This window comes from Trichlorobacter sp. (genome assembly GCF_034008105.1).
In the GTDB taxonomy this organism is placed as follows: Bacteria; Desulfobacterota; Desulfuromonadia; order Geobacterales; family Pseudopelobacteraceae; genus Trichlorobacter.
The window spans coordinates 68,531-88,547 of record NZ_JAVEPN010000008.1; the positions used below are offsets into that span (position 1 = coordinate 68,531).

Below are 20,017 nucleotides of genomic sequence, written 5' to 3' on the forward strand. Positions count from 1 at the left end.
GTGGAAGATTTTTTTCTCAAACTGTCCATCAAGCTGGTGCCGGGACTGTTTGCCATTACCTGTCATGAAGTCTCCCACGGCTTTGTGGCGTGGCGGTTTGGTGATCCCACCGCTAAAATGGAGGGACGCCTCACGCTCAACCCATTGAAACACCTCGATATCATCGGCACCCTGATGCTGTTTATCATTGGTATTGGCTGGGCAAAACCGGTGCCGGTGCTGATTGAAAACCTGCGTAATCCCAAGCGTGACATGATTTGGGTATCAGCGGCCGGACCGATCACCAATTTCGGCATTGCCATCCTGTCTGCCGTTTTGTTACGTGCCATTTCCGGTATATCCGTGGGTGGGCTTGAGACATCAACCACGCTGCAGGTGCTAAAACCGATTGAATACATGCTGGCCTTTTCGATCTATATCAACCTGCTCTTGGCGGTCTTTAACATGATCCCGATTCCGCCCCTGGATGGTGGCCGTGTGATGATGGGGCTGTTACCCTACCGGCAGTCGATGGCCCTTGGGCGGCTTGAGCCTTACGGTATGATCATCATTATTCTGCTGGTGTTCTTTACCCCGGTCTTTTCCTATATCCTGCTGCCATTTCTGTCGGCTGGCATCAAGCTGCTGGCAGGTCCTTACAGTCTTTTAGTCTACAACGCGGCCAGTTTTAAGCTCTTCTGAAATGAGGTAGTCAGTCCATGCAAAAGCAGCGCATCGTTAGCGGCATGCGCCCCACCGGGCGCCTTCATATTGGTCATTATCACGGCGTCCTGGAAAACTGGGTCAAGCTTCAGGATCAGTTTGACTGCTTCTTTTTTGTGGCTGACTGGCATTCGTTGACCACTGAGTATGCCGATACCGCCGGAATCAAGGATTCAACCCGCGAGATGGTACTGGATTGGGTTGCCTTTGGCCTTGATCCGCAGAAGTGCCTTGTGTTTGAGCAGAGCCAGGTGGACCAGCATGCCGAACTGAACCTGATCCTGGGGATGATCACGCCGGTTTCCTGGCTTGAGCGCAACCCTACCTACAAAGAGATGTTGGACAATATTGAACAGCGCGATCTCTCCACCTTCGGTTTCCTGGGGTACCCGGTGCTGATGGCGGCCGATATCATCCTCTATAAAGCACTGCGGGTGCCTGTTGGACATGACCAACTGCCCCATCTGGAGATTACCCGTGAGATTGCACGGCGTTTTAACCACCTCTACAATTGCCAGGTCTTCCCCGAGCCGGAGGCACTCCTGACCGAGACGCCCAAATTGCTTGGACTGGATGGCCGCAAGATGAGCAAATCCTACGGCAATTCGATTTACCTGTCCGAAACTGCCGAGGAAACCGCCGCCAAGATCAAAGGGATGGTAACTGATACTCAACGGATTCGGCGGGCCGATCCCGGCGACCCTGAACAGTGTGTGGCCTTTAACCTGCACCGGATTTATCTCCCGCAGGACAAGCTGGATGAGATTGTACCGGCCTGCAAAAACGCCTCAATCGGTTGTGTGGACTGCAAAAAAATACTGACCGAGCACCTGAATGAGCGTCTGGCCCCGTTCCGCGCCAAGCGTGAAGAGCTTGCTCAGGATCCGGGCTTTGTCAACGATCTGCTGGCAGACGGCAGCCAACGTGCCACAGTGGAAGCCAAGAAAACCATCCAGGATGTCCGTGCGGCCCTGAGGGTATAGTTGTGCCCCCAACGGCGGATAGCAGTTCATCACTGTTTGAGGGCAGTTCATCCGCCTACAGTGTCAAGCTGGACACCTTTGAGGGCCCGCTTGATCTGCTGCTGCACCTGATTCGCAAAAACGAGCTGGATATCTACGATATTCCGATCGCCCTGATCACCAAGCAGTATCTGGAATACCTCTCGTTTCTGAAGGAGCTGAATCTTGAGGTGGCCGGCGATTTTCTCGTAATGGCCTCCACCCTGTTGCAGATCAAGTCGCGGATGTTGCTGCCCAACCCGGAGCCGGAAGAGGGGGAGGGTGAGCAGGAAGAAGATCCGCGGGCCGAGCTGGTGCGCCGACTGCTGGACTACCAGCGTTACAAGGAGGCTGGCCAGCATCTGGGGGAACGAGAGCTGCTAGGGCGCGAGGTGTTTGCCAGACGCATCACGGACCCGGATCTGCTTCCTGTGGCCTCTGAAGAAGGTCAGCTGGAGCTGGACCTGTTTGAACTGGCCGAGGCGTTTCGTTCGCTCCTGGCGCGGGTGCCCACCGCCCGTGTGCATGAGGTGATCGGCTTCGAAAGTGTCAGCATCGCCGACGCCATTAACGAGATACTGTCACTTTTGCAGGAACGGGAGATGCTGGCCTTTGATGAGCTGTTCAGTCTGGATGACAGCCGTGAACGCCTGATTGTAAACTTTCTGGCCCTGCTTGAACTGTGTCGCCTGAAGATGTCAAAAGTATTACAAAATTCAGATTGTGGTATAATTTATATATATCCGGCGGTAGCTATTGAAACCGCCGATGGAGTTCGCGGTGGCGACACCCTCTCTTAACGCAATCATCGAGGCGATGCTGTTTGTAGCTGATTCTCCGATGACGGTGGATCGGCTCAGTGAGCTACTGCCAGAATATGAGCGTGCCGCCATCAGGATTGCGCTGCAAGAGCTGCGTGATGATTACCAGGCCCGCCACGCCGGTATCCATCTGGTGGAGGTGGCCGGTGGCTGGCAGTTGCGCACCTGGCCGGAGTTGATGCCCTATCTCTCCCGTCTGGTGAAAGGCAAGCCGCCCCGTTTTTCTCCTTCTGCCCTGGAGACCCTGGCCATCGTAGCCTATCGGCAACCGATCACGCGACAGGAAGTAGAATATCTGCGTGGGGTTGATACCGGCGCCGTACTGAAGTCGCTGCTGGAAAAACGGCTGATCAGGATACTGGGCAAAAAGGACATTCCCGGTCGCCCGATCATCTACGGCACTACGCGCGAGTTCCTTGAGATATTCAATCTTAATGACCTAAAAGGGTTGCCCACGTTGCGTGAGATGCAGGCCCTGGATGAGGTGCCGGTATTCGAGGTGCAGGAGGAACTGCCGCTTAAGACTGACAACCCTTGAAGGAGGTGTGTCATGATCCGCAAACCGGCCGTAGCTGGACAGTTTTATCCAGGCAACGCAGATGATCTGCGTAACGTGCTGCATCAGCTGGTTCCCGAATGTACTGACAAACGGTCGGTGATCGGAGTGATCTCTCCCCATGCCGGGTATCAGTACTCCGGCAGTACCGCCGGACGTCTGTTGGCTGGCATCGAAATCCCGCGCACGGTGGTGCTGCTCGGCCCCAACCACCGAGGCACAGGCGCCTTGGCTGCACTGGCCCCTGAAGATGGCTGGCAGACACCTCTGGGAGTGGTGCCGCTTGAAAAGCGATTGAGCGGTCTGATTCAGCGACTGATCCCGGCAGTTCAGTCTGATGCTGCTGCCCATGCCCTTGAGCACTCGTTGGAGGTACAGGTTCCCCTGCTACAACATCTACGCCCTGATGTCAGTATCGTGCCGCTGTGCCTTTCCTTTGGCGATACTGTAGGGTGCGAACTGCTGGGCAAAGGGTTGGCTGCTGCGATCCGCGGTTTCGGAGAGCCGGTGCTGATACTGGCCAGTTCCGACATGACGCACTACGAATCAGCCGAAACCGCTAAACAGAAGGATATGCAGGCATTGAAGAAGGTACTTGCTCTCGATGCTGAAGGCTTGTTGGAGGTGTGCCGCTTACGGCATATCACCATGTGCGGGGTAGTGCCGGCTGCCGTGATGTTGGTGGCAGCCAGAGAGCTTGGTGCCACGCAAGCTGAATTGGTGGCCTACACCACCAGTGGTGAGGTGACCGGTGATCTCAGTGAAGTAGTAGCCTATGCCGCCGTGTCTGTCTGGTAAGCTTGCAAAAATATCTTGTACAGGAGACGTGAATGTCTGAATTTGCCAATGTAACCGTCGTTCGTGAAGCCAACATCTATTTTAACGGTGCAGTAACCAGCCACACGGTGCTGTTTGCTGATGGCACCAAGAAGACCTTGGGCATCATGCAGGCAGGCGAGTACACCTTTAACACTGCGGCGGCCGAGGTGATGGAAATACTTTCCGGAGAGCTTGAACTGCAACTGGCTGGTGAAACCGGATGGAAAACGATTCTCGGCGGTCAGTCTTTTCAGGTACCGGCCAACTCCTCATTCACCATGCGGGTTAAGGCCGTATCCGACTACTGCTGTTCCTTTCTGCCCTGATTATGATGTTCTCCAAGCCAGCACCGATTGCGCAACCGATTCGAGTGGGGGTCAGTACCTGTCTGCTCGGTCAGCCGGTTCGGTATGATGGTGGTCACAAACATGACCATTATATCACCGACACCCTGGGCCGCTATTTCGAGCTGGTGCCGGTCTGTCCCGAGAAGGAGTCCGGTATGCCGGTGCCCCGTGAGGCGATGCGCCTGGTGGGTGATCCATCGGCGCCGCGATTGGTGACCATCCGTTCCGGCAAGGATCTCACCGGGCAGATGCAGTCCTTTTGCGAGCGTAAACTTGCTGAACTGGCTCAAGATGATCTGTGTGGTTTTGTCTTCAAAAAAAACTCTCCCAGCTCCGGTCTGTTCAGGGTCAAGGTCTACCAGGAAAAAAACGGCATGCCATCACCCAATGGCAGGGGGCTCTTTGCGGCTGCTTTTTGTAAACAGTTTCCACTGCTACCGGTGGAGGAGGAAGGTCGTCTATACGATCCGGCATTGCGGGAGAACTTTCTGGAGCGTATCTTTTGTTACCGTCGCTGGAAGGATTTTGAACAACATGACGGTAGCCTGTCCGGCCTGGTTTCCTTCCACGCCCGTCACAAGTTTCTGATTCTCAGCCATAGTCCTCAACAGCTTCGAGAGCTGGGCCGATTGGTGGCCCAGGGCAAGCAGATGCCGCTCCCTACCATGCGAGAGCAGTATCTGGCCACTTTCATGAAGGCCCTGTCGTTACAGGCCACCCCTGCGAAACAGGTCAATACCCTGCAGCACGTGATGGGTTTCTTTAAAAAACAGCTCGAGCCGTGGGAAAAACAGGAGTTGCTCGACCTGATTGAGGCCTATCGTCAGCGCCTGCTGCCGTTGATCGTGCCGATTACCCTGCTCAATCACTATATCCGCAAGTACCAGCATGACTATCTGCTACAACAGGTCTATCTTTCTCCCCACCCCCAAGACTTGATGCTGCGGAATCACGTTTAAACCCTCCTCATTCTTCGCTGGACAAAATGCAATTTTTGACCTATATGAATAATTGAATATATTCCACGGGAGGTGGTTATGCAGATTACTGATGCTGCTAAAGAGATGCTGCTGCCGGTGCTTGCCGAAAATCCTGGCAAGAGCCTGCGGGTGGTGTTTGAAGGGTTTGGCTGAGGAGGTCCCCGTTTGGGACTGGCTCTGGATGAGCCAACCGAGAAGGACGCCAGCATGGTGCTGAATGAAATTAACGTGGTGCTGGAGAAGGGCTTGCTGTCGTTTGTGGATCAACAGGTAATTGATTATATCAAGTCGGCAGAGGGTGAAGGCCTGGTGATTGCGCCGGCATGGGGAGCCTCTTCCTGTTCATAGCATCAAGGTATCAGTTGCATAGCAAAAAAGGCCCGATCAGCTACTCTCTGATCGGGCCTTTTTTGCGTGTGACGCTCTTGTTTATTCTTTGGTCTCGATGCGCGGGAACAGCGCCTCTGCCTTGTTGATCATAGTGCCGGCAGCCAGCCTGCCCCAGACCAGGTCGTGCTGACTGATTTCGGCAGTCCACCCCAGGCAGATCAGAGCCTTGTGCGCGGTCTCAGGCATGAAGGGCGCCACCAGACTGTGGATTAGACGCTGAACCTCCAGCAGGCAGTACATGACCGTAGCCAGACGTTCCTGATTGGCCGGGTCCTTTGCCAGAGACCAGGGGGTGGTCTCGTCAATGTATTTGTTGCCGGCGCCGATTACCTCCCAGATGGCTTGCAGCGCCTTGCTGAAGGCCAGTTCATCCATGCAGGCATCCACGGTGGTGATCATAGTCTCCGCCTTTGACTTCAAGGCCAGGTCAAGTTCAGTCAACTGACCAGGAGCGGGCAGGGCGCCGTCAAAATATTTGACCAGCATGGCAGTGGAACGGGACAACAGATTGCCAATGTCGTTGGCCAGGTCGGAGTTGATTCGACTGATCAGCGAGGCATGGGAGAAGTCACCATCCAGGCCAAACGGCACCTCGCGCAGCAGGAAGTAGCGCACCACATCCACGCCGTACTTGTCGATCAGCATGTTCGGTTCCACCACGTTCTGCAGTGATTTGCTCATCTTCTGGCCTTCCACCGTCCACCAGCCGTGGGCAAAGACCTTCTTGGGCAGCGGCAGGCCGGCCGCCATCAGGAAGGTGGGCCAGTAAACCGCATGAAAACGCAGGATATCCTTACCAATCAACTGGACATCAACCGGCCAGTATGTACCGAAGTTGCCACTGGCGTCCGGATAGCCCAGGGCGGTGATGTAGTTAGTCAAGGCGTCAAACCAGACGTAGATCACATGCCGCTCGTTGCCCGGCACCGGAATACCCCAGGAAAAGGAGGTACGGGATACCGAGAGGTCCCGCAACCCCTCCTTCAGAAACGAAATGATCTCGTTCCGCTTGGTGCGGGGTTGGATAAAGTCGGGGTTGGCTTCAATGTGGGCCAACAGGCGTTCGCCATAGGCGCTCATTTTGAAAAAATAGGACTCTTCCTTCAGTTTCTCCACCGGCCGGTTGCAGTCAGGGCACTTGCCGTCCTCAGCCTGGGTCTCGGTCCAGAAGGTCTCACAGGGGGTGCAGTACCAGTCCTCATACTCACCCAGATAGATATCGCCCTGATCCATCAGCTGCTTGAAGATGTGGCTGACACCTTGCTTGTGGCGCTCCTGAGTGGTGCGGATGAAGTCACTGTTGGAGATACCCAGCTTTTCCCACAGGGCCTGAAATCGCTTGACCACGCGGTCGGCCAGTTCAAGCGGCGTTTCACCGGCCGCCTGGGCTGCCTTTTCAACCTTCTGTCCATGCTCGTCGCTGCCGGTCAGAAAAAAGACATCATACCCTTTAAGTCGTTTGTAGCGGGCCAGCACATCTGCCGCCAGCGTTGTGTAGGCATGGCCGATGTGAGGCACATCATTCACATAGTAGATCGGGGTGGTAAGGTAAAAGGTCGGCTTCATGGTGCTTACTCCTGGGTTGGTGCATCAGGTTTTTTATCGTGCTGCTTACGGTGGCCATGGCGCCGGTTGCGAGGCCTTTTCCGTTTCGGTTTCTGCTCGTCGGATGCTGCTGGTTCTTGTGCCGGCGCTGCTGCCGGGGGGGGCGCAATCGGTTGTTCAGCGGCAGTTGGCACAGCTTTGGCTTGCTGTTGTTGTGGCTGACGCTGTTTCTGTGGCTGCTGTTTTGCCTGCTGTTCGCGGTCACGGCGCTCTTTGGGCTGCTGTGGGCGCTCAGCTGCTGCAGCCTTGGGTGCTGCCGCAAGGCTGGACTCATCCACCAGTTCGTTGACCTTCACGCTGACCAGCTTGCCGTCCCCCTGACGCAAGGTCAGTTCGCCGGTCAGCAGGTTCATCTTTTCCACCGTGCCACAGTGAGTAACGGTACAGGCCCGCTTGCCGCACTTAGGAAAATTCTTGCGCAGCTCGCAATAGGCTTCGTACTCGTAATCAAGGCAGCAGAGTAGACGACCACACTGTCCTGATATCTTGGTGGGGTTCAGAGCCAGGTTTTGCTCTTTGGCCATCTTGACGGAAACCGGCTGAAAATCCCTCAGGAATGAGGCACAGCACAGCTCTCGTCCGCAGATGCCGAGTCCCCCCACCATCTTTGACTCGTCACGTACGCCGATCTGACGCATCTCTATTCGGGTGTGGAAGGTATGGGCCAGGTCTTTGACCAGTTCGCGAAAATCCACCCGACCATCGGCGGTAAAGTAAAAGACCGCCTTGCTGCCGTCGAACAGGTACTCCACCCGCACCAGCTTCATATCCATGCCCCGTTCTTTAATACGGCGCAGGCAGAATTCACGTGCCTCCTGTTCGCGACGGGCATGGTGGGCCTGGGTCTGTTCGTCTTCCGGGGTCATCAGACGGCGTACCATCGCCAAAGGCTGGGCATACTGGGCAGGGTCCTTCTCCACCGGTTCGGCAACCACCATCCCCAGGCCGGCACCCCGTTCAGTATCGACCACCACGCGATCGCCCGGCTTCAGGTCCATCTCTCCGGCATTAAAATCATAGATCTTACCGGCATGGTTGAATTGTATTGCAACAACACGTACCACGTGCACGCTCCTTTTATCTCTAGCCCGCCCTGAATTGGGTCAGGTGATTCTCAAACGACTATACCGCAGCAGATAACGATCCAGCGCCAATTTCGGGTTGACGTTACCCTGTATTGCGCGGCGCGTTTCTATGGCCAACTCCAGGGCTTCCATCAAGCGAGCGGGAAGGAAACGGTCGGCCTCTTCAAGCAGACGCCCCTGTAACGAGACATTTGCGATCCGATCCGACGCGGCTGAACGGAGCAGCAGCATATCCCGCAGCAGGGAGATCAACTGGGCAAATAGTTCCAAGGCTTCGTTCCGCCCTCCGGCCAAACGCTCACTGGTGTCAAACACGGTGGCAACCTGTTGATGACGCACCTGACGCAATGCATCCAGCAGCACCTGGCGACTGGCGCTGGCATCTTCTTCCTTGAGGTTGCAGGCTAACTCCAGGCTGCCTTCAGCCAGCGGCGCCAGCGTGGCGGCGCTATCCGGCGTCATACCTTGACGGACCAACAAGCTGGTCAGATCATCAATGCCAAGCGGCGCAAACCTGAGGTGCTGACAACGTGAGCGGACTGTCGGCAACAGCAGATCGGCCTGACTAGTCAACAGAATCAGCAGGCCGTGGCCCGGTGGCTCCTCCAGGGTCTTGAGCAGCGAGTTGGCGGCCCCAACGGACATTCGTTCGGCCGGTTCGATCAGGCATGCCTTACGCTTGGCCTCAAACGGCCGCAAGGACAACATCTGCTGCAGCTCTCGCACCTGTTCAATACTGATATCCCGCTTGTCCGGCAGTGGTTCCAACTGGTGCAGGTCAGGATGGTTGCCGGCCGCCAGTTTTTTGCAGCTGGGACAGCTGCCACAGGCCCCGTCCGCCGTCGGTTGATGACAAAACAAAGTAGCAATCAGTGCCATTGCAGTGGTTCGTCGGCCACAACCGGGAATACCCTCAAACAGGTAGGCATGGGCCACCCGATTGGCAGCTATCGAACGGCGCAGAGCGTCCACCACCCGATCCTGCCCCAGCAGCTCATCAAAGCGTATCATAGCTGTCCACTCAGACGAGGAAGAACTGCTGCGGCAATCTGTTCCGCAACCTGTTCGGGATTCTGATTGGCGTTCACCAGCACAAAGCGTTGCGGCTCCTCGTGCGACAGGGTCAGATAGCCGTCACGTACCCGTTGGTGAAAGGTCAATGCCTCCAGTTCGAACCGTTCTTCACGTGGTCCGCTGGCTGCATCAATCCGTTGCCGCGCCCGCGCTAACCCAACCTCAATCGGGCAGTCCAGCAGCAGAGTCATATCTGGCGCCAGCCCCTGACAAGCCAACTGGTTGACCTGTTCGATCAGTTGACGATCAAGTCCACGACCAAAGGCCTGGTAAGCACGGGTGGCATCGCTGAACCGGTCACAGAGCACGATCTTGCCCTGACTGAGGGCAGGGCGGATCACCTCGGCCAGATGCTGGGCCCTGGCTGCGCCGTACAATAACAGCTCGGTCATCGGCACCATGGCCCGGTTGGCGGCATCCAGCAGCACTGACCGCACCTGATCGGCGATCGGACAGCCCCCCGGTTCCCTGGTCAGCATCACTTGATGGCCGGCAGCCGTCAGTGTCTGGGCCAGCAAGCGGACCTGAGTGCTCTTGCCACAACCCTCTATGCCTTCAAAAGTTAGAAACATCGTTGGTTTGCTGTCCTCGAAAATGGGACATTATAGGCATCTGCGTACTGCTTGGCAACCGCAAAGCGAACAACCTTGCAGCGGCTTCAGCGAGACGCTATACTCCGTATCCAAGGAGCCACAATGCCAGCATTGCCCGCAACCATCCTTGGCTACACCTTCCAGAATACATCCCTGTTGCGTCAGGCCCTGACCCATCCCTCCTTTGTCAATGAATCGCGGGAGTCAGGTTTGTCTGATTATCAACGGCTTGAATTTTTGGGGGACGCCGTCTTGAGCCTCTGCCTGGCCGACCTGTTGTCGCAGCAGTATCCTCAACTGTCGGAAGGCGACCTGTCACGGTTGCGGGCCTCACTTGTAGATCAGCCTCGACTGGCTGACCTGGCGTCGGAGCTGGGCATTGCCCGCCATATCCTGCTGGGACGCGGGGAGGAGCAGGATGGTGGCCGCGACAAGCCTTCGATCCTTTCCGACGTGCTGGAAGCCCTTTTAGGCGCTATCTATCGGGATGGAGGCTTTGCGGCTGTGCAATCTGTGGTGCATGAGATCTACACCCCTCTGCTTACCAGGGCCATGAACGACGCACCGCTCAACGACCCCAAAAGCGAACTGCAGGAATGGCTGGCCGCCCGGCATCGAGCCGTGCCGACCTATGAGCTGATTGCCGAAGATGGCCCTGCCCATGACCGTTGTTTTACCGTCTCTGTCATCCTGCATGGCGAGCGGATTGCAACAGGGGAGGGGCGTAGTAAGAAAGCTGCCCAGCAGGCGGCGGCCAGGGTGGCACTGCAACAACTTCAGGGCCGGTAACACTATAGTGCCATGCGCCCGTTGATCATCCCGTTTTTCATTCCTCATGCCGGTTGCCCCCACACCTGCCTGTTCTGTGATCAGCATCTGATCAGCGGCGAGCAGGCTGAGCTGCCGTCAGCAGAGCTGATTGCAGCAACCGTGGAGGAATGGCTGGCACGTTCGCCTGGCCGTCCAGCCGAGGTGGCCTTTTACGGTGGCAGCTTTACCCTGTTGCCGCAGTCGCGGCAGCAACAAATGCTGCAGGCGGTGCTGCCGTTCCTTGCAACGGGCCGTGTGCATGGGGTGCGTGTATCCACCCGTCCTGATGCCCTTGATACTGCCACGCTGGATTTTTTGGCTGCCCACCAGGTGCGGACCATTGAAATCGGGGTACAATCTCTCAATGATGAGGTGTTGCAACGCACGGGTCGCGGTCATAGTGGGCAACAGGCGCTGGAGGCGATTCAGCGTGTTGCCGGCAGAGATTTTGCCGTCGGCGCCCAATTGTTGCCCGGCCTGCCTGGTGACACCAAAGCAAAGGCGCTTGATTCATTACAAGGCGTGCTTGCCGCCGGTGCACACTTTATCAGGATCTATCCGGCGGTAGTGCTGGCTGGTACCGGACTTGCCCGGCTTTATCAGCAGGGCAGCTATTACCCGCCAGATCTGGAACAAGGCACCCGGCTCTGCGCCGCACTGTTGCGCGAAGCCACCAGGGCAGGCTGTCCGGTGATCCGCATCGGCCTGCAGGCCGACGAGGGCCTGGTGTCCGGTCAGACAATTCTGGCAGGATGCTGGCATCCGGCCTTGGGACACCTGGTGAAGGATGAGCTGTTTTTTGAGCTGGTCCTGCACTTGTCAGAGCAGCTGCCCGCCGCCGACCCGGTACTTGTTCACTGTCACCCCCAGCGCGTTTCCGAGGTGCGGGGGCACGGCAACCGCAATCTTCAGCGTTGGCGGCAGGCCGGTATCGCCGTCTCCGGTGTGCAGCCCGATCCGTTGCTGGATCAGCATCATGTTCGCCTGGAAGCGCTCACCTTCAGCTTTAGCGGTTCTTGGCTAACTATATATTAATTCAAGGAGTATCAGTTTATGCGCAAGCAGTCGATCACATTTCTTGAGCAGTTGTTGTCCGCCCCCAGTCCATCCGGCTACGAACAACCAGCCCAGCGGCTGTTCCGCGACTACATTACACCCTATTGCCAGGTCAGCAGTGATGTGCTGGGCAACGTTTACGGTTTTATTCCCGGACAGGGTAAAGATCGCCCCAAGGTTATGCTGGTGGGGCACTCAGACGAAATCGGCCTACAGATCAAGTATATCGACGATAAAGGGTTTCTCTATTTCGCCGCCATCGGCGGTGTGGATGCTCATCTGACCCCGGGCAAGGTAGTCAACATCCATACAACCAACGGCCCCCTGGCCGGGGTGATCGGCAAACGACCGATCCACCTGATGGATGGCAAGGATCGAGAGACCGTGGTCAAGCTGGATGCCCAGTACATAGACATCGGCGCCAAGGACAAAAAAGAGGCCCAGAAACTGGTGCGGGTAGGGGATTGCGTCACCTTTGCCAGCTGCTTTACCCGCCTGCAGGGTGATCGTGTGGCCAGCCGCGGCTTTGACGACAAGGCCGGCGCATTTGTGGTGGCCGAGGTGTTGCGTCTGGTGGCGGCTGAAGACAAAAAACTGCCGGTGGACCTGTACGGCGTCTCATCGGTACAGGAAGAGGTTGGACTGCGGGGAGGCACCACCAGCAGTTATACGGTGAATCCCGATATCGGCATCTGTGTGGAGGTGGATTTTGCCACCGACCAGCCGGACGTTGAACGCAAACACAACGGCGAGGTGGCCCTGGGTAAGGGGCCGATTCTGCCCCGTGGCGCCAACATCAACCATGAACTGTTTGAGCTGTTATACACCTCGGCGCAGAAAGACAAGATTGCAGTGCAATTAACCGCTGCTCCGCGGGCCACCGGCACCGATGCCAACGTGATGCAGATCTCCCGCAACGGTGTTGCCACCGCCCTGGTCAAGCTGCCGTTACGTTATATGCACACCCCGGTGGAGGTTTTGTCGCTTGCCGATCTGGAGGCGGCTGCCAAGTTGATCGTGGCCGCCCTGAAACGGATCAAGACCAAGGATGCCTTTGTGCCGCGCTGAGATCGTGTAGACAGTCTTGACTTCGACGTTAGGCTGTACTAACGTCGATAAAATTTATCTCACCATGAGGTAGCGACGCCATGCCGTACGAAAAACTCCCCGAAGGTCTGACCTTTGATGATGTCCTGCTGCTCCCCGCCCATTCGTTGGTGCTGCCCCGCGATGTAAACCTGACCACACGGCTTTCCCGTAACATCGCCCTGAATATTCCGCTGGTGAGCGCCGCCATGGATACGGTGACCGAATCCCGCGCTGCCATTGCCATGGCCCGCGAGGGCGGCATCGGCATCATCCACAAGAATATGACTATCCAGGAACAGGCCCATGAGGTGGACAAGGTCAAAAAGAGCGAATCCGGCATGATCGTTGACCCGATCACCATGCGTCCCACCCAGAAGATCCGCGAGGCGCTGGAGATCATGGCCCGTTATCGCATCTCCGGGGTGCCGGTCATCAATAAGCGCGGCAAACTGGTGGGTATCCTGACCAACCGTGATCTGCGTTTTGAGACCGATTTTGATCTGCCTATCTCCGAGCGGATGACCAAGAAAAATCTGGTGACGGTGCCGGTGGGCACCACGCTGGAGCAGGCCAAGGAACACCTGAAGCACACCCGGGTTGAAAAACTGCTGGTGGTGGATGATGATCGCAACCTGAAGGGCCTGATCACCATTAAGGATATCGAGAAGGTCAAAAAATATCCCCATTCCTGTAAAGACAGCCTGGGTCGTCTGCGGGTAGGTGCTGCGGTGGGTCCCACCGCCGAGATGGAAGCCCGCATTGAGGCCTTGATGAAGGCCGGTGTGGATGTGGTGGTGATTGACACGGCCCACGGGCATTCACAAGGGGTGATTGACGCGGTGATCCGCGCCAAGGCGACCTTTCCCGGCATTGAAATCATTGCCGGCAATATTGCCACTGCCGCTGCTGCCGAGGCCTTGATCAAGGCCGGCGCCGATGGCATCAAGGTGGGTATTGGACCCGGCTCCATCTGTACCACCCGTGTGGTGGCCGGTGTCGGTGTGCCTCAGATTACCGCCATCATGGAGTGCTCCCGCGTAGCCCACAAGCATGGCGTACCGGTGATTGCCGATGGCGGCATCAAGTTCTCCGGTGATCTGCCCAAGGCGGTCACGGCCGGCGCCGACGTGATCATGATCGGGTCGCTGTTTGCAGGTACCGAGGAATCTCCCGGCGACACGGTGTTGTATCAGGGCCGAACCTACAAGAGCTATCGTGGCATGGGCTCGATCGGCGCCATGAAAGAGGGCAGCAAGGATCGCTATTTCCAGTCAGATGTGGGCGATGACGTCAAGCTGGTGCCGGAAGGAATCGAAGGGATGGTACCGCTGCGCGGCCCCCTGTCTGCCAACATCCATCAGTTGATCGGCGGACTGCGCTCGGGCATGGGCTATACCGGCTGCGCCACCATCAAAGAGTTGCAGGAAAACGGACGTTTCATCCGTATCACCGGCGCCGGCTTGAAAGAGTCCCACGTCCACGATGTCACCATTACCAAGGAAGCACCTAACTATAGAGCACAGTAAGGAATTGAGTGATATGAGCTCCACCGATATTCACAGCCAGAAGATCCTGATCCTCGACTTCGGTTCCCAGGTTACCCAACTGATCGCACGCCGCATTCGCGAGCAGTCAGTCTATTGCGAGATACATCCCTACAATATCTCCCTGGAAAAGATCAAAGCCTTTGCCCCGCAGGGAATTATCCTGTCTGGAGGCCCAAGCAGCGTCTATGACGCCGATGCGCCCCATTCCGATGCCGGCGTGTACGACCTGGGCGTGCCGGTGCTGGGCATCTGCTACGGCATGCAGCTGATGACCAGTCAGCTGGGTGGCAAGGTGGAGCGTTCCGACAAGCGCGAGTTCGGTCGGGCTGCCATGACCATCGATGACACCAGCGACCTGTTCTCCGGTCTTGCCGGCAAAGAAGAGGTCTGGATGTCCCATGGCGACAAGATCGAGCAGATGCCGAAAGGGTTCAAGGCCATCGCCCATACCGACAACACCCCGGCGGCGGCCATGAAGGACGAGCAGCGCCGCCTGTACGCGGTGCAGTTCCATCCCGAGGTGGCACACACCCCCAAAGGGGCCGAGATGCTGGGGAACTTTGTCTTTACGGTCTGCGGCTGTGAGCCACTCTGGACCATGGCCAATTTCATCGAGACCGAGATCGCTGCCATTCGGGCCCGGGTGGGTAACGGCAAGGTGATCTGTGCCCTGTCCGGCGGGGTTGATTCGTCGGTGGTGGCCGTGCTGCTGCACAAGGCGATCGGCGACCAGCTGCAGTGCATCTTCGTCAACAACGGCCTGCTGCGCAAGGGTGAAGCCGAAAAGGTGGTCAACCTGTTTACCCGCCACTTCAAGATCAATCTGGATTATGTGGAGGCGTCATCCCGCTTCCTTGATAAGCTGAAAGGGATCACTGACCCGGAGCAGAAACGCAAGATCATCGGTAACGAATTCATCTATCTGTTTGAGGATGAGGCCAAGAAGCTGGGTAGCGTAGAATGGCTGGCCCAGGGCACCCTCTATCCGGATGTAATCGAATCGGTCTCCACCAAGGGGCCTTCGGCAGTCATCAAGAGCCACCACAACGTGGGCGGCCTGCCGGAACGGATGAAGATGAAGCTGATCGAACCGGTGCGGGAACTGTTCAAGGACGAGGTGCGCCTGCTGGGCAAGGAGTTGGGCCTGCCGGACGAGGTTATCCACCGTCAACCGTTCCCTGGCCCTGGCCTGGCGATCCGCTGTATCGGCGAGATCAGCGCTGACCGGCTGGAGATCCTGAGGGAGTCGGACGCCATTGTACTGGATGAAATTCGCAAGGCCGGTCTGTACCGCGAGATATGGCAGTCCTTTGCTGTGCTGCTGCCGGTCCGTTCAGTGGGCGTGATGGGCGATGCCCGCACCTACGACTACACCATTGCGCTACGGGCCGTAAACTCGCTGGACGGTATGACCGCCGACTGGGTCAAGCTGCCCTACGAGGTGATGGGCAGCATCTCGACCCGTATCATCAATGAGGTCAAGGGGGTCAATCGGGTGGTCTACGATATCTCCCAAAAACCGCCTGCAACCATTGAGTGGGAATAACCAGGACCACACCGGCAGGAGGGCGCTGTCATGAAAAGACTGATCCTTTCCGTTGTAACCGCAGCCTGCTGTACCATCTTGGCCAGCGGCACGGCCGTCGCCAAGACCCTGATCCTGGAAGGGGAGCTGGATGGCACTGTGGCCATGCAACAGGCCGTGGAGTTTGCGGTTAACAAGGGAACGGTATCCAGCTTTTCTTTTCGGTTTGCATTACCGGCCACGTTCAATGGCCGCACAGTAAGCCAGTCAATCGACGGGTTTCAGGCTGATTTCAGCCCTCGGCCAGCAAGCTCAAATATCGAAACCGACCGCTTCGGCAACCGTTTTCAAAAGGTGGCCTGGCAACAGGTTGACCGGGATATCCGGATCAGGCTGACCTATACCGCCAGCATCCGCAGCGAACTAACCACCTTGACCAGCACAGCGCCGTTTCCCTTGGGTCGTCTGGCTGAGCAGGAAGCCGGCTATCTCAAGCCAACCGAGTTGGTGCAATCCAACGACGACGCCATCCAGCGACTGGCTCGTCAACTTACCGTTGGCGCCGCCAACGAACATGATGCGGTGATGGCGGTCACCAACTGGGTGGCCGACAACATCAAATACACCTTCAACCCGCCCCAGTACGACGCTGCTTACACCCTGGCCACCAAAAGCGGCAACTGCCAGAACTTCGCCCATCTTTCAATCGCCCTGTTACGCAGCCTCGGTATTCCGGCCCGTATTGTGGGCGGCATCACCCTCAAAGATTCCTGGAAGGTGCCGATCGATGCCCGCAATTGGATTGTGCAGAGCATGGGGCAGGGGGGACATGCCTGGCTGGAGGTATGGTTTCCTGACCTGGGGTGGCTGCCTTACGACCCCCAGCAGTCAAAACAGTTTACCTCTACCCGCCACATCAAACAGTCCCACGGCATCGATTCCAGGGATATTAATGATACCTGGCGTGGTGGACCGTATCTGCCTGCCTATAGTGAGACCATCAACGGACGGTTCGTCAACGACGCCATCAACCTTAAGATGAAGCGCTACGACAGCGCGCCGCGGCCGTATCTGCTCAGCAATCAGATTGCACGTGCCAGCATCGCCAAGGCAGTTGACACGGTCGCACCTGCCGTGCCGTCACGACCGGCGCCCCCAGCCACAGACAATAAACCAGCCGCACCAGTACTAAAGCCACCTGTTCCTACGCCAACCGCTCCTCCCGTTGTGCCGGTCAAGCCTCCCGTTGTTGTGACGGCTCCTCCAGCTACCGGAGCCGGCCCGGTAGTGACCCGGATCGAGACCGTGGACGACGATGGCAAAAAACCTGTAGAGCCCAAGCCGGCAGGCGTAATCACGCCATCCAAGCCCAGCACACCGCTGCCGCCGAAATCGGTGGTGGTTGCAAAACCGGAACGTAAAAAGCCTGTGGCTGGCAGCCGTCTCGTGTTCGGCAACCTGGAGTTTCCCAACCTGGTATCCCTGTACAATGTCAAGGGAAACACCGGTACCAGGATTTTTGAGCGCGAAACTTCGGAGTATGTCACTTCGCAACATATCTACGCCCAGGCCTTCATTGTCAAAGACCGAATGAGCCTGGACAGAATTTCGTTGGCCATGCGCAAGTTTGGCGGCGATGGTTCGGTCTATCTTGATCTGGTCAAGGACGCGGGAAACAAGCCGGACATCATGCAGGGCATCCGCTCCAATCTGGTGGACCTGGAGAAGATTTCTCGTCATAAACCGGGTTACTACTGGGTGGATTTCTCATTCCCTCCAGAAGGGAGTCGGCCGCACCAGCTCGCGCCCGGCAAATACTGGATCGTCCTGCGCGCCTCTGGTGAGGCGATCATGAACTGGTTCTTCATTCCAGGCAAACCATACAGTGGTGGTGACGACACCCGTTCGACCGCCAAAGGATTCCAGTGGGAAGATATCCTGAACTACGATTTTGTCTTCAAGGTAGACGGCCGTACGTTGTGAGTGGCAGAAGTACTTTGCTGTGGTATATACAATGACAATTCTTACGTGAAGGAGCTACCGTGTCTGGTCTTAGTTTCGAAGAAATCATGTTCACCATCATGTCTGCAACCCAGGACACCTTTAAATGCTACATGAATGTTGATCTGTACGCCGGCCAGGTGGAGCGCAGGATGGCGCCGGTCGATTCCGATGTTACCGGTATCATCGGTGTGGCTGGCGACCGGGTGGGCTACATCATCATCGCTGCCGACCGGGCGACCGCTAACCTGGTGGCCCGAGAGATGCTGATGGATGACGATCCGGATGAGGATTCGATCAGAGACGCCATTGGTGAACTGGTCAACAATATCGCCGGCTCCTTTAAGACCAAATATCATGACCAGTACGGCAACGTGGCGATGGGCCTGCCGCTGGTGGTTTCCGGCCAACTGCGCACTGTTGCCGAGCCGGCCGAGGATGCTGCCAGCATGAACGTCCAGTGCAAGGGGGTGACGATTCCGTTCACCAACAAGGACGGCAGTGCCAACCTCAAGGTAATGATCTACATGTAATGCCCGATACACACGCCCTGCTGCCCCCCTATCGGGAGCTTTTGAATAAAGTAGATACCTGGTTTCGCCGCTGCAGCCTCGCGGCAGGTGAGCAGATTGCCTGTCAGCGGGGCTGTTCTGCCTGTTGCCGAGGTCTGTTTGACATCACGCTGCTGGACGCCTTTCTGATAAAGGACGGCTTTGACCGCTTGCCTCAGAAGGTGCGTGAACGCCCCCTGGAGCTGGCCCGACATCGTCTGGAGATCATCCGCTGCAGATGGCCTGATTTTGCTGCACCGTACCTGCTCAACGGCTATCCGGAAGAGGAGTGGGATGAGGTGATGCCGGAAGATGACGAGACGCCCTGCTCACTGTTGGGTGATGACGGAACCTGCCTGATTTACGACAGTCGCCCCATGACCTGTCGTCTGCACGGTATCCCGATGGTGGATAACAGCGGTGAGACCTTGTTTGATGAGTGGTGCAGCATGAACTTTGCTGGTTGCGACCCACTTCAGATGGAGGCGTTACGGGCCCCATTCAACGACATCTTCACCCGCGAGTTACGGTTGTTTCGCAAATTTACCACACGCCTGCTGGGACAACCGTTTAACGAGTTGGACACACTGATCCCGGCGGCGCTGTTGCTGGATTTTGATCATTTCATACTACCGGAGCCGCTATGGAACCCAAGCTGTTCCTGACACCCACCGAAACCATCGGCGTTATTATCCAGAACGGCAAGCGGGTGATGACCCAATGTCGTCGTCACACCTTTCTGCTGGCACTGCTGGCTGGATTCTACATCGCCTTCGGGGCACAGCTGTCAACGGTGGTCACCCAGGATAGCACAGTCTTTGTGGGACTCGGCATCAGCCGATTACTGGGCGGCATGGTTTTTTCAGTCGGCCTGATGTTGGTGGTGGTCTGTGGGGCCGAGCTGTTTACGGGCAACTCTCTGTTGGTCAGTTCTGCGCTGGATGGTGAAATTTCCTGGGGTAAGCTGGCTGAAAACTGGGGGCTGGTACTGTTGGGCAATCTGCTGGGTTCATTGTTTATGGCCTGGCTGCTGTTTGAATCACAGCTATGGCAGAATGGCGTTGTGGCTAAGCAGGCGATGATGGTTGCCACTGCCAAATGTCGGCTTTCATTTGAAGTGGCCTTCATTCGCGGTGTGCTATGCAACTGGCTGGTCTGTCTGGCGGTCTTTATGGCGGTGGCCTCCCGTGATGTCACTGCCAAACTGCTCTGCTGTCTGGCGCCGATCATGGCCTTTGTCACCAGTGGTTTCGAGCATTCAGTGGCCAACATGTATTTTATCCCGGCCGGCCTGCTGCTGTCGGCCAAATTGGGCATCCAGGAGCCAAACCTCACCTGGGGTGGTTTTCTTTGGGGAAACATCCTGCCGGTAACCCTGGGTAATATCGTAGGCGGAGTGTTGTTTGTCGCCTGCGTCTATTGGTATGTGCATCTACCCCAGACGCGGCGTTAGGCGATGTTGCAA

The 20,017-nt window shown here is 56.9% G+C and carries 21 protein-coding genes; 17 read left to right on the plus strand and 4 right to left on the minus strand.

The window, feature by feature from the left end; translation table 11 throughout:
- From RBQ93_RS06410 to RBQ93_RS06445, 8 genes are all read left to right on the plus strand, one after another.
- Positions 1–681, plus strand: coding sequence for a site-2 protease family protein (locus tag RBQ93_RS06410; RefSeq protein WP_320371254.1), 681 nt, complete (start codon positions 1–3; stop codon positions 679–681).
- 17 nt (positions 682–698) lie between these two features.
- A complete protein-coding gene (trpS, locus tag RBQ93_RS06415; protein ID WP_320371255.1) occupies positions 699–1,685 on the plus strand; it encodes a tryptophan--tRNA ligase in 987 nt (328 codons plus the stop codon).
- Positions 1,686–1,687: 2 nt separating this feature from the next.
- Positions 1,688–2,503 (plus strand): segregation and condensation protein A, encoded by an 816-nt coding sequence (locus RBQ93_RS06420; protein ID WP_320371256.1) that lies wholly within the window; start codon positions 1,688–1,690, stop codon positions 2,501–2,503.
- Positions 2,484–3,062 carry an SMC-Scp complex subunit ScpB gene (gene scpB / locus RBQ93_RS06425; protein ID WP_320371258.1) on the plus strand — a complete coding sequence of 193 codons (579 nt, stop codon included), beginning with the start codon at positions 2,484–2,486 and terminating at the stop codon, positions 3,060–3,062. The genes RBQ93_RS06420 and scpB overlap by 20 nt, the downstream gene beginning before the upstream one ends.
- Positions 3,063–3,074: 12 nt before the next feature.
- Entirely contained in the window at positions 3,075–3,878 is an 804-nt protein-coding gene (gene amrB, locus RBQ93_RS06430; protein WP_320371260.1) for an AmmeMemoRadiSam system protein B, read from the plus strand.
- A 32-nt stretch (positions 3,879–3,910) separates the two neighbouring features.
- A complete protein-coding gene (locus tag RBQ93_RS06435) occupies positions 3,911–4,225 on the plus strand; it encodes a pyrimidine/purine nucleoside phosphorylase (RefSeq protein ID WP_320371261.1) in 315 nt (104 codons plus the stop codon).
- 5 nt (positions 4,226–4,230) lie between these two features.
- On the plus strand, positions 4,231–5,205 hold the full coding sequence (locus RBQ93_RS06440) for a DUF523 and DUF1722 domain-containing protein (protein ID WP_320371262.1): 975 nt from the start codon (positions 4,231–4,233) through the stop codon (positions 5,203–5,205).
- 78 nt (positions 5,206–5,283) lie between these two features.
- Positions 5,284–5,574 carry a HesB-like protein gene (locus RBQ93_RS06445; protein WP_320371263.1) on the plus strand — a complete coding sequence of 97 codons (291 nt, stop codon included), beginning with the start codon at positions 5,284–5,286 and terminating at the stop codon, positions 5,572–5,574.
- 81 nt (positions 5,575–5,655) lie between these two features.
- On the opposite strand, the gene metG is transcribed toward RBQ93_RS06445, so the two are convergent.
- From metG to tmk, 4 genes are read right to left on the minus strand one after another with little or no spacing between them, the layout of a single operon-like run.
- A complete protein-coding gene (gene metG, locus RBQ93_RS06450) occupies positions 5,656–7,182 on the minus strand; it encodes a methionine--tRNA ligase (RefSeq protein WP_320371264.1) in 1,527 nt (508 codons plus the stop codon).
- A 5-nt stretch (positions 7,183–7,187) separates the two neighbouring features.
- The gene (locus RBQ93_RS06455; RefSeq protein ID WP_320371265.1) at positions 7,188–8,285 is read right to left on the minus strand and encodes a stage 0 sporulation family protein; all 1,098 of its coding nucleotides are present in this window, start codon (positions 8,283–8,285) and stop codon (positions 7,188–7,190) included.
- A 39-nt stretch (positions 8,286–8,324) separates the two neighbouring features.
- Positions 8,325–9,317 carry a DNA polymerase III subunit delta' gene (gene holB / locus RBQ93_RS06460; RefSeq protein ID WP_320371266.1) on the minus strand — a complete coding sequence of 331 codons (993 nt, stop codon included), beginning with the start codon at positions 9,315–9,317 and terminating at the stop codon, positions 8,325–8,327.
- Positions 9,314–9,952 (minus strand): dTMP kinase, encoded by a 639-nt coding sequence (tmk, locus tag RBQ93_RS06465; protein ID WP_320371268.1) that lies wholly within the window; start codon positions 9,950–9,952, stop codon positions 9,314–9,316. The genes holB and tmk overlap by 4 nt, the downstream gene beginning before the upstream one ends.
- Before the next feature lie 123 nt (positions 9,953–10,075).
- Between tmk and rnc the strand changes: the two genes are divergently transcribed.
- The 9 genes from rnc (at position 10,076) to RBQ93_RS06510 (ending at position 20,005) form a co-directional block, all read left to right on the plus strand.
- Entirely contained in the window at positions 10,076–10,762 is a 687-nt protein-coding gene (gene rnc, locus RBQ93_RS06470; RefSeq protein ID WP_320371269.1) for a ribonuclease III, read from the plus strand.
- Between the two features lie 12 nt (positions 10,763–10,774).
- Positions 10,775–11,818: an elongator complex protein 3 gene (locus RBQ93_RS06475; protein WP_320371271.1), complete on the plus strand. Its 1,044-nt coding sequence runs from the start codon at positions 10,775–10,777 to the stop codon at positions 11,816–11,818.
- Positions 11,819–11,836: 18 nt separating this feature from the next.
- The gene (locus RBQ93_RS06480; RefSeq protein WP_320371272.1) at positions 11,837–12,907 is read left to right on the plus strand and encodes a M42 family metallopeptidase; all 1,071 of its coding nucleotides are present in this window, start codon (positions 11,837–11,839) and stop codon (positions 12,905–12,907) included.
- An 80-nt stretch (positions 12,908–12,987) separates the two neighbouring features.
- Entirely contained in the window at positions 12,988–14,454 is a 1,467-nt protein-coding gene (gene guaB, locus RBQ93_RS06485) for an IMP dehydrogenase (RefSeq protein WP_320371273.1), read from the plus strand.
- A gap of 13 nt (positions 14,455–14,467) precedes the next feature.
- Entirely contained in the window at positions 14,468–16,021 is a 1,554-nt protein-coding gene (gene guaA / locus RBQ93_RS06490) for a glutamine-hydrolyzing GMP synthase (protein WP_320371274.1), read from the plus strand.
- 30 nt (positions 16,022–16,051) lie between these two features.
- A complete protein-coding gene (locus RBQ93_RS06495) occupies positions 16,052–17,983 on the plus strand; it encodes a transglutaminase-like domain-containing protein (protein ID WP_320371276.1) in 1,932 nt (643 codons plus the stop codon).
- Between the two features lie 59 nt (positions 17,984–18,042).
- A complete protein-coding gene (locus tag RBQ93_RS06500; RefSeq protein WP_320371277.1) occupies positions 18,043–18,534 on the plus strand; it encodes a chemotaxis protein CheX in 492 nt (163 codons plus the stop codon).
- Positions 18,534–19,217: a YkgJ family cysteine cluster protein gene (locus RBQ93_RS06505; protein ID WP_320371278.1), complete on the plus strand. Its 684-nt coding sequence runs from the start codon at positions 18,534–18,536 to the stop codon at positions 19,215–19,217. Before RBQ93_RS06500 ends, RBQ93_RS06505 begins: the two co-directional genes overlap by 1 nt.
- A complete protein-coding gene (locus RBQ93_RS06510; protein ID WP_320371279.1) occupies positions 19,196–20,005 on the plus strand; it encodes a formate/nitrite transporter family protein in 810 nt (269 codons plus the stop codon). The genes RBQ93_RS06505 and RBQ93_RS06510 overlap by 22 nt, the downstream gene beginning before the upstream one ends.
- The last annotated feature ends 12 nt before the right edge of the window (positions 20,006–20,017 follow it).

Excerpts from the sequence above, each read along its gene's own strand:
- trpS (WP_320371255.1), top strand. The coding sequence starts at position 699 with ATGCAAAAGCAGCGCATCGTTAGCGGCATGCGCCCCACCGGGCGCCTT.
- RBQ93_RS06495 (WP_320371276.1), top strand. The coding sequence starts at position 16,052 with ATGAAAAGACTGATCCTTTCCGTTGTAACCGCAGCCTGCTGTACCATC.
- amrB (WP_320371260.1), top strand. The coding sequence starts at position 3,075 with ATGATCCGCAAACCGGCCGTAGCTGGACAGTTTTATCCAGGCAACGCA.
- RBQ93_RS06510 (WP_320371279.1), top strand. The coding sequence starts at position 19,196 with ATGGAACCCAAGCTGTTCCTGACACCCACCGAAACCATCGGCGTTATT.
- tmk (WP_320371268.1), bottom strand. The coding sequence starts at position 9,952 with ATGTTTCTAACTTTTGAAGGCATAGAGGGTTGTGGCAAGAGCACTCAG.
- holB (WP_320371266.1), bottom strand. The coding sequence starts at position 9,317 with ATGATACGCTTTGATGAGCTGCTGGGGCAGGATCGGGTGGTGGACGCT.
- rnc (WP_320371269.1), top strand. The coding sequence starts at position 10,076 with ATGCCAGCATTGCCCGCAACCATCCTTGGCTACACCTTCCAGAATACA.
- RBQ93_RS06505 (WP_320371278.1), top strand. The coding sequence starts at position 18,534 with ATGCCCGATACACACGCCCTGCTGCCCCCCTATCGGGAGCTTTTGAAT.
- RBQ93_RS06440 (WP_320371262.1), top strand. The coding sequence starts at position 4,231 with ATGTTCTCCAAGCCAGCACCGATTGCGCAACCGATTCGAGTGGGGGTC.
- guaB (WP_320371273.1), top strand. The coding sequence starts at position 12,988 with ATGCCGTACGAAAAACTCCCCGAAGGTCTGACCTTTGATGATGTCCTG.
- metG (WP_320371264.1), bottom strand. The coding sequence starts at position 7,182 with ATGAAGCCGACCTTTTACCTTACCACCCCGATCTACTATGTGAATGAT.
- RBQ93_RS06480 (WP_320371272.1), top strand. The coding sequence starts at position 11,837 with ATGCGCAAGCAGTCGATCACATTTCTTGAGCAGTTGTTGTCCGCCCCC.
- RBQ93_RS06435 (WP_320371261.1), top strand. The coding sequence starts at position 3,911 with ATGTCTGAATTTGCCAATGTAACCGTCGTTCGTGAAGCCAACATCTAT.
- RBQ93_RS06475 (WP_320371271.1), top strand. The coding sequence starts at position 10,775 with ATGCGCCCGTTGATCATCCCGTTTTTCATTCCTCATGCCGGTTGCCCC.
- guaA (WP_320371274.1), top strand. The coding sequence starts at position 14,468 with ATGAGCTCCACCGATATTCACAGCCAGAAGATCCTGATCCTCGACTTC.